Here is an 8186-nt window from a genome sequence, read left to right as displayed (position 1 = left end):
CGCCGGTCGACGCCTGCAGGGCGGTCAGCGCGGTGGCCGGCGGATGGGCGGGCCGGAGCGCGTGCTGGCTGGACTGCGCAGGCACTGTGCTCCTCTCTGGGACGGGCGGGACTGGGACGACGAGTCAGGTTACCGACGGCCGGTCACGGCCCAGCAACGCGCCTAGGGACTCTATCGGTGCGAGCAACCGCGCTCGGTGCCGGACGGGCCGGGTGAGACAGGCGAACGGCGAATACACCGAATTCGCGCGTCGATACACCGCGCGTCGCGGCTATCGAGCCTTGTTCGACTCCGGCACGTCGTCGGGCCTCCCTTCGGGCGGTGAACGGACTCCGCCGTGGGGAGTTCCACCTCGCGTGCGAAAACCTATTCGGCTCTCCACAATACGCGGCGAGTAATGTGTCGATTGACTTGACGCCGTAAATGCGTGGCGTCTTGACGGTGAAAATCCGTAGTAGGCAGCGCCGCCCGCTGAAACCCGTGACATTCGTCGAAAGGAATTCGGGCGCAAAGGCGTCGAGTCGTTGATCGAGTTGGTGAGCATCGCCGACGGCATGGACGATCGATGTCAGGCGTGACGACGACCCGTCCGGCAAAGATGCAGTTCGGTTATGCCATTCGCGCCTCGCAATGCCGCGAACGCAGGCATCCTCATTTGCCCCGACGGTTTCGACTACCGACGGCAGTGAAACGACATGGCCGTATGAACCGCGCGGAGGAGCAACGACTCTATTCCGCCCGACAGCGAACCGCAGTGGTGAAAGAACCGCCGAACCGGGTGATCCTTCCGAGGAAAGAACCACCCGTTCTCGCTGTCTCCCGCCGACAATCACGACCTGCGCGAGGCCGCCGTGTCGCCGGATAAGATGCGGCACCGGCTAATCGGCCTGGAGCACGAATCGTTTGGACGGCTCCGGCGACGGCGGAACGCGGTCGCGCTGCAGCGCCCAGGAGGCGATGTTGTGGAACAGCGGCGCCGCGGACTGGCCGCCGCTGCCGTCCGAGCTGCGCACCGGATTGTCCAGCATGAGGCCGATGACGTAGCGCGGATTGTCGGCGGGGGCGATGCCGGCGAAGGTGATGTAGAACGACGAGGTCGAGTAGCACTGGCAGTTCGGGTCGACCTTCTGCGCGGTGCCGGTCTTGCCCGCGATCTGATACCCCTCGATCGCGGCCGGGCCGCCGGTGCCGTTCTCGTTGGCGTTCATGGGATCTCGCTGCACCACCGACTGGAACATGGTGCGCAGCGTCGCGGCGGTCTGCGCGCTCACCACGCGCACCCCGTCGGGCTGGGTCTCCTCGGTGCGGGTGCCGTCCGGCGCGATCTTGGCCTTGATGATGCGCGGCGGAATCCGCACGCCGTCGTTGGCGATCGCCTGGTACATGGCCGTCATCTGCAGCGTGGTCATCGAAAGACCCTGCCCGATAGGGAGATTGGCGAACGTGCCGCCCGACCACTGGTCGCGCGCGGGCACCACGCCCGCGCTCTCGCCCGGCAGGCCGACGCCGGTGCGCTGGCCGAGGCCGAAGCGGTGCACCATGTCGGCGAACCGGTCCTCGCCCACCCGCTGCGCGAGCATCAAAGTGCCCACGTTGGACGACTTTCCGAAGATGCCGGTGGTGGTGTACGGCGCGACGCCGTGGTTCCACGCGTCGTGCACGGTCACCCCCGCCATCCGGATCTCGCCCGGAACCTGGTGCACCTCATCCGGATTGGTCAATCCGTACTCGATGGCCGCGGCGGCCGTGATGATCTTGTTCACCGAACCCGGCTCGAACACCTCGGTCACCGAGGGGTTGTCCATGTCGGCGGCGGCCCAGGTCTGCGGCGACAGCTTGGGGTTGAAGGTGTTGTCGTTGGCCATCGACAGCACCTGCCCGGTCTTGGCGTCGAGCACGACCGCGGAGGCCGAGTTGGCCCCGGACATTTCCCTGGCCTGCTGCACCTGCTGCTGCACGTAGTACTGCAGATCCGAGTCGAGGGTCAGCTCGACGCCGTTGCCGTTCACGGCGTCCTGCTTGTCGCGCCAGCTGCCGGGGATGACCGTGCCGTCGGAGCCGCGGTCATAGGTGCGCGAGCCGTCGGTGCCCGCGAGCACCGAGTCGAGCGAGGACTCGAGGCCGACCTGGCCGTGGCTGTCCCAGCCGGTGACGCCGATGACGTTGGCCGCCAGCGAACCGCCCGGATACTCCCTCGGGTACTGGGCGTCCGCGCCCACCTCGGGAAACTGCGTGCGGATGTCCGCGGCGATTCTGGGGTCGACGCCGCGCGCCAGGTAGAGGAACTTCTCGTCGCTGTGCAGCATCGTGAGCAGCTCCGCCTCCGTCGGCCCCGCCTTCCCGAGCTTGTCGTGCACGGTCTTGGCGATGGCCTTGAGCCGCTCCTCCGGGTCGGGGGCCTTGGGGTTCTTGGCCTTCGCGTCGGCCAGCTGCTGGCGGACCGCGACCGGCTGGAAGTGCAGCTGTTTCGCGGCGATGGTGTACGCGAGCGACTTGCCGTTGCGGTCGGTGATCGGGCCGCGGATGGCGTAGTCGGGCTCGTGCGCGGTGCGCTGTTCCGCGGCCTGCGCGGACAGGCTCGGCGCGTTGATCGTCTGAATCCACAGCAGTTGCAGGGCGACGACGGCGAGGGCGACCAGCATGATGATGCGGCCGGCGCCGAGGCGCCTGCGCAGCGGCTGGTTCTTCTTGGCCGCGGCGGAGCGCGGGGTGGCCGCCCTGTTCGGACCGGGCCCGCGACGCCTGCGCGGCGCGGGTCTGGTCTGCGTCACCGGCCGCCTCCGTCTGGAAGCGCTTGGGGCTGAGGGCTTTCCGCCTGGTCCTGCGCGACATCCACTGGGGGCTGCGCGATTTCGATCTGGTGGGGCTCGGCGGGGGCCTGCGGGGCCGGGCTGACCGGAGCCGGGCTCGCCGGGGCGGCGTTCACCTGGACGTTGTTGGGCGCGGCACCGCTATTGGGCGGGGGCGGCGGGGTGGTGGTCACCGGCACCACGCGTTCACCGCGGGCCTCCACATTGCCGGCCTGCGGGACCGGGGCGGTCGGCGAGACATTCAGCGGGGGCACCGGGGCGCCCTGTGCCGGAGCGGGTTTGCCGATCACGGTCACCGCGCCGTCCGGGGCGAGCACGATGCGGGCCGGGTCCTTGGCCGGGATCATGCCGAGTTCCCGTGCGCGAGCGGCGAGATTGGGCGGCGAGTCGGCCGCCTCGACCTCGCGCAGCAGCGCCGCGCGCTCGTCGGCCAGTCGCTTGTTGGTCGCCCTGATGTCGCCGAGCTGATAGCTGTCCTCCGCGGCGCGGGTGGTCAGCAGCAGGGTGAGGGCGAGGCCACAGCCCAGCAGCGCGATGATCGCCGCGACGAACGGAATGCGCGCCGCCATCACCGATCCCGGCCGCCGCGGCAGTTCCGCTGGGTCCGAACGAATCTCGGCGCGGGTCCGGCGCCGGGCGTAAGCCCGTTGCGCGGCACCCGATTTCACCCGCTCGGATTCGTGGACCCGGCGGGCGATCCGCCCGGGCGCCTCGACGGTCCGCGTCCGTATACTCATACTGCCGTCCCCTCGTGAGTCTGTGCGGGACATCCGGCCTCCCTTGTCCAGGCCCCGCACCCGGTCCGCCGGGCGAGCTCAGGTCTCATCCGGCCTCCTGAATTCGTTCCGCCGCGCGCATCCTTACCGGTGCCGCTCGCGGATTCTCTGTTATCTCCTCCTCGGTCGCCTTCTCCGCGCCACGGGTCAACATCCGGAATTCCGGCCCCATGCCCGGCAATTCGACCGGTAGGTCGACGGGGGTCCTGGAGGCCGCGCGCGGCGCGAACTCCTGCTTGACCACCTTGTCCTCCAGTGACTGATACGACATGACGACGATCCGGCCGCCGACCCGCAGCGCGTCCATGGCCGCGGGCAGCGCGGCGCGCAGCGAGTCGAGCTCGCGGTTGACCTCGACCCGCAGCGCCTGAAAGGTGCGCTTGGCCGGGTGCCCGCCGGTGCGGCGAGTGGCCGCCGGGATCGTCGCGTACAGCAGCTCCACCAGTTCCGCGCTGGTGCTGAACGGTTTCTGCTGCCTGCGGCGCAGCACCTCGGAGGCGATGCGGCCCGCGAAGCGTTCCTCCCCATAGGTTTTCAGCACGCGGGCCAGGTCGCCGTGGCTGTAGGTGTTGAGCACGTCGGCGGCGGTCGGACCGGTGGTCGGATCCATGCGCATGTCCAGCGGCGCGTCGACGGAGTAGGCGAAGCCGCGATCGGCCTCGTCGAGCTGCATCGAGGACACGCCGAGGTCCATCAGGATGCCGGAGACCGACCCGGTCGCGGCGAGTCCCGCCTGCGCCAGCGCCTCGGCGATGCCGTCGTATCGGGTGTGCACCAAGGTGATTCGGTCTGCGAACGGCGCGAGCCGCTCGGCGGCGAGCTTCAGCGCGGCGGTATCGCGATCGAGGCCGACGAGGTGGAGGCCGGGGTAGGTCCGCAGGAAGTGTTCGGCGTGTCCGCCGAGGCCGAGCGTCGCGTCGAGGTAGACCGCGCCGGGCTCGGTGAGCGCGGGCCCGAGCAGCGCGTCGGCTCGCCCGAGCAGAACAGGAACATGGCGGGGCCCGTCCTGTTCACGGTTCACCTCGACCTCCCGGGATCTGCCTCGCGTCGTCGCGCACCGCGCACGGGTCGCCTTGTTCCACAATGCTTGTGCATAAGAAACCGTTGCCGGAGACGAATGCCCCGTGGTCTCTGACCGAACCTCGGCACCTGGCGTCGGGGAAGTACGTCAGGGTCCGCGTCCGGGCAGAGGCCGCGCGGCACTCGTTCGCTCGGGGCTAGAAGATTCCGCCCAGCGACTCGTCTCTCGCTTGCGAGAAGTCCTCCTCGTGCTCGGCGAGGTAGGAGTCCCACGCCTGCTTGTCCCATATCTCGAGGAAATCGACCGAGCCGGTCACCACGCAATCCCGCTGGAGGTTCGCGTAGCGACGATGTTCGGCCGACAACACGATGCGGCCCTGGGCGTCGGGACGTTGTTCGTCCGTTCCGGCCGCCAGTGCCCGGACGAACGCGCGCGCCTGCGGATTACTTCGAGATGCCGCCGCGGCCCGTCGTGCGAGCGCGGTGAACTCTTCTTTCGGGTACACGGCAAGGCTGTGGTCCTGACCCTTCGTGACCATCAACCCTCCCGCCAGATCGTCTCGAAATTTCGCAGGCAACGTGAGTCGCCCCTTGTCGTCCAGCCGAGGTGTGTAGGTACCGAGAAACAACTCGATACCTCCCTAGTCGATCACCTCGATGGTCGGCCTTTCCTGTAGTGCGCGCTCCACATTACCCCACTTTCCCCCACTTTCAATCGAAACTGCCGGTGATCTGGCTCCCGACCCAGACGATTCCGCAGGTCATCCCAGCTATCACTCAGGTGGAGAACTTTTTGCGTGTTCTGCCGACACGCACAGTCCGCATGGACAAAGGCCCGGAAACACCCAGCAAACGCCCAGGTGCCACGTTTGAACGGCCGCCGAGGGGGCAGAGTGGGGGATCTTGTGGGGAAAGGTGGGGAAAGCGCGGCGCACCCACGCGGAGATCACCGCGGGCGTGCGGGTGCCGCGAACGCGAGACGGCGACGCCGCACCGAATCGGTGCGGCGTCGCCGTCTCTGTGCGAGTGTCAGGCTATGAGCGGGTTACTCCTGCTCGAACCTTCGCCGGAATCGGTCCTCCATGCGCTCGGAGAAACCGCCGGACTTGCGTTGGCGCCCACGCTGCCCGGCCGTTCCGCCTGGACCACCGGGCGTGGCGTCGCCGCCGGCCCGATCACCCTTCGCGATGCCCTTGGACGTGCCGACCAGCAGCAGTACGCCCGCGCCGAACATCACGATGAAGCCGATCAGACTGATGATCGGGAAGCCGCCGGGCTTCACCGGAGCGGCGATGCCTGCGACCAGTAGGAACAGACCAAGGACGAACAGGGCCGCAGCCTGGAGTCTGCGACGACTCGAGGTCGAGCGGAGGCGCCCGCCGCGGACGGACGACGCGAACTTCGGATCCTCAGCATAGAGCGCGCTCTCGATCTGTTCGAGCATGCGCTGCTCGTGCTCGGAGAGTGGCACGGTACCTCCCCCGGCACTAGGCGTGGCTGTCGCCTCCGGGTAGGCGACGTGATAGCCGACCTTGGCGGCTATCTGACACCAATGATACGAGTTCGATCAGGGCCGTACCACCTAGTCGCACATAACTATGTGGGCGTGCCGCCTGTCACTATCCGGTCATGCCCCCTGTCCACCCCGGCGCGGGGCGTAACCGAGCCGATGCGGTAAGGAGATCTTCGACGTCGTGCAGGAATGCTCCTACCCGGGAATAGAACTCGTCGGCCTCGTCGTCGTCGATGTCTCGATCGAGTCCCGCCTCCAGCGCGGCCCTGGTCTCCGAGCGGGCGCTGAAATAATCCGCCCACATCACGAACTCGGGCGCGGCGGACTGCATCAGCACCCACGCGTTGCGCGAACGAGCCCGCGGCGCGTTGTCGGCGCCGGTGAGCGCGATCACCGCGCCCGCCCCGCGCAACGCGGCCAGATAGGCCGTGCGGAATCGTTCGCGCGGGTCCCGCTCCCCCGCCGCCTGCATGAGCAGGCCGTCGGCCCGCTGCAGCAGCTTGCCCGCCCGGCCCGGCTGTCCCGGATGTTCGACTCGACCAGACATCGTCGCCAGTCCCTCCGCTATCGCGTACCCGAGGGCCAACACCGCCTTGGTGTGACCGAACAGGTATTCGAACGTTTGAATTGAGATTGAATATAGAGACGCCCACCGACAAACTTCCGCGCCCGCTGTGGACCCGACGAGAGCCATGACCGCCGTCAAGCCCAATCACACCCCCGCACCCGTCGTCGTCGACCTGTCCGTCGCGGCCCTGCGCTCCCGGCTGCACGACGCCCTGGCGGTGTACGTCGCGGCGATGGACTATCCGCGCGGCACCGAACACCATCGCGCGCCGATGTGGACCGAGCACACCACCCGCCCCGGCTGGCAGGCCGTCGCCGCGGTGGTCCCCGACGACTCGGGGCACGTCGACCTACGCTCCTCGCCGATCGTGGCCATCGCCTACGGCTACCGCGGCGCCGCGCACCAGTGGTGGCACCAGCAGGTGCACAGCGGGATGCGGCGCTCCGGCTGGCCGGAAAACTCGACGCGCGAACTGCTTTCGGACTACTTCGAGCTGACCGAGCTGCACGTGCACCCCTCGGCGCAGGGTCTCGGCATCGGCGGCACGCTGCTGGAGCGGCTGCTGCGGGACCGGCCGGAGCGGGCGGTGCTGCTGTCCACCCCGGAGGTGGAGCGGGAGGACAACCGGGCCTGGCGGCTGTACCGGCGCCGGGAATTCACCGACGTGGTGCGGAATTTCGTGTTCGCGGGCGACACCAGGCCGTTCGCCATTCTCGGACGGCGGCTGCCGCTGTGACGGCTGCGCGCGGGTGGGTCACGTGACGGTGATCGTGGTCGGTTCGGGCCACAACGCGCTGGTCGCCGCCTGCTATCTCGCGCGGGACGGGCACGCGGTGGAGGTGCTCGAGCGCGACGAGGTGCTCGGCGGGGCGGTGTCCACCGTCGAGCGGTTTCCCGGGCACCTGGTCGATCGCGGCTCGTCCGCGCACATCATGGTGCGCCACACCGGCATCATCGAGGAGCTGGCGCTCGGCCGGTTCGGGCTGCGCTACATCGACTGCGACCCTTGGGGTTTCACGCCTGGCGACGACGGCCGCGCGCCGCTGGTCTTCCATCGCGATCTGGACGCCACCTGTGCGTCGATCGCCGCCGCCTGCGGTGAACGAGATGCCGTGGCGTATCGGCGTTTCGTGGAGGTATGGGGGCCGCGCAGTGCCAGGGTGATGCGCGCGTTCGGCGGCGGGCCTTCGCCGGGTCGACTGCTGCGCTCGTTCTGGGGGCTGGACGCGAAGGACGGCGGCAGCGCGCTCTCGCGGGAGTTCCTGCAGTCCGGGGATGCGTTGCTGGACACGCTCTTTCAGGACGAGCGGCTCAAGGCCTCGCTGGCCTGGTTCGGCGCGCAGTCCGGCCCGCCGATGTCGGAGCCGGGCACGGCGCCGATGGTGGGGTTCGCGGCGCTCATGCACACGCTGCCGCCGGGACGGGCGGTCGGCGGCAGCGGCGCGTTGAGCGCGGCGCTGGTGGCGCGGCTGCGGTCCGACGGCGGCGTGGTGACCGCG

The 8186-nt window shown here is 69.0% G+C and carries 8 protein-coding genes; 2 read left to right on the top strand and 6 right to left on the bottom strand.

Translation table 11 applies throughout. The features are described from left to right. Positions 1-878 precede the first annotated feature (878 nt). The 6 genes from ON39_RS11275 to ON39_RS11250 all read right to left on the bottom strand — a co-directional run bounded on the left by ON39_RS11275 (position 879) and on the right by ON39_RS11250 (position 6666). Positions 879-2771 carry a peptidoglycan D,D-transpeptidase FtsI family protein gene (locus ON39_RS11275; RefSeq protein WP_373283682.1) on the bottom strand — a complete coding sequence of 631 codons (1893 nt, stop codon included), beginning with the start codon at positions 2769-2771 and terminating at the stop codon, positions 879-881. Next, a complete protein-coding gene (ftsL, locus tag ON39_RS11270) occupies positions 2768-3547 on the bottom strand; it encodes a cell division protein FtsL (protein ID WP_040733465.1) in 780 nt (259 codons plus the stop codon). The genes ON39_RS11275 and ftsL overlap by 4 nt, the downstream gene beginning before the upstream one ends. 85 nt (positions 3548-3632) lie before the next feature. Beyond that, positions 3633-4607 carry a 16S rRNA (cytosine(1402)-N(4))-methyltransferase RsmH gene (gene rsmH, locus ON39_RS11265; RefSeq protein WP_040733464.1) on the bottom strand — a complete coding sequence of 325 codons (975 nt, stop codon included), beginning with the start codon at positions 4605-4607 and terminating at the stop codon, positions 3633-3635. A 196-nt stretch (positions 4608-4803) separates the two neighbouring features. After that, a complete protein-coding gene (gene mraZ / locus ON39_RS11260) occupies positions 4804-5235 on the bottom strand; it encodes a division/cell wall cluster transcriptional repressor MraZ (protein ID WP_040733463.1) in 432 nt (143 codons plus the stop codon). A 416-nt stretch (positions 5236-5651) separates the two neighbouring features. Next, a complete protein-coding gene (locus tag ON39_RS11255; protein ID WP_040733462.1) occupies positions 5652-6077 on the bottom strand; it encodes an SCO2097 family morphological protein in 426 nt (141 codons plus the stop codon). Positions 6078-6225: 148 nt separating this feature from the next. Then, on the bottom strand, positions 6226-6666 hold the full coding sequence (locus ON39_RS11250) for an SAV_6107 family HEPN domain-containing protein (RefSeq protein ID WP_040733467.1): 441 nt from the start codon (positions 6664-6666) through the stop codon (positions 6226-6228). A gap of 145 nt (positions 6667-6811) precedes the next feature. On the opposite strand from ON39_RS11250, the gene ON39_RS11245 reads away from it, so the two are divergent. After that, a complete protein-coding gene (locus ON39_RS11245) occupies positions 6812-7423 on the top strand; it encodes a GNAT family N-acetyltransferase (RefSeq protein WP_040733459.1) in 612 nt (203 codons plus the stop codon). A 22-nt stretch (positions 7424-7445) separates the two neighbouring features. Beyond that, positions 7446-8186: phytoene desaturase family protein (locus ON39_RS11240; protein WP_040733466.1), on the top strand; the 741-nt coding region annotated here is incomplete at its 3' end.

Source organism: Nocardia tenerifensis NBRC 101015 (assembly GCF_000308715.1).
GTDB lineage: Bacteria > Actinomycetota > Actinomycetes > Mycobacteriales > Mycobacteriaceae > Nocardia > Nocardia tenerifensis.
Note: the sequence above shows the minus strand (reverse complement) of the source record. Positions and strands in the feature narration are given on the sequence as shown.

What these genes read in the sequence shown, in the direction of transcription:
- ftsL (WP_040733465.1), bottom strand. Translation starts at nt 3,547, where the DNA reads ATGAGTATACGGACGCGGACCGTCGAGGCGCCCGGGCGGATCGCCCGC.
- ON39_RS11250 (WP_040733467.1), bottom strand. Translation starts at nt 6,666, where the DNA reads ATGTCTGGTCGAGTCGAACATCCGGGACAGCCGGGCCGGGCGGGCAAG.
- ON39_RS11245 (WP_040733459.1), top strand. Translation starts at nt 6,812, where the DNA reads ATGACCGCCGTCAAGCCCAATCACACCCCCGCACCCGTCGTCGTCGAC.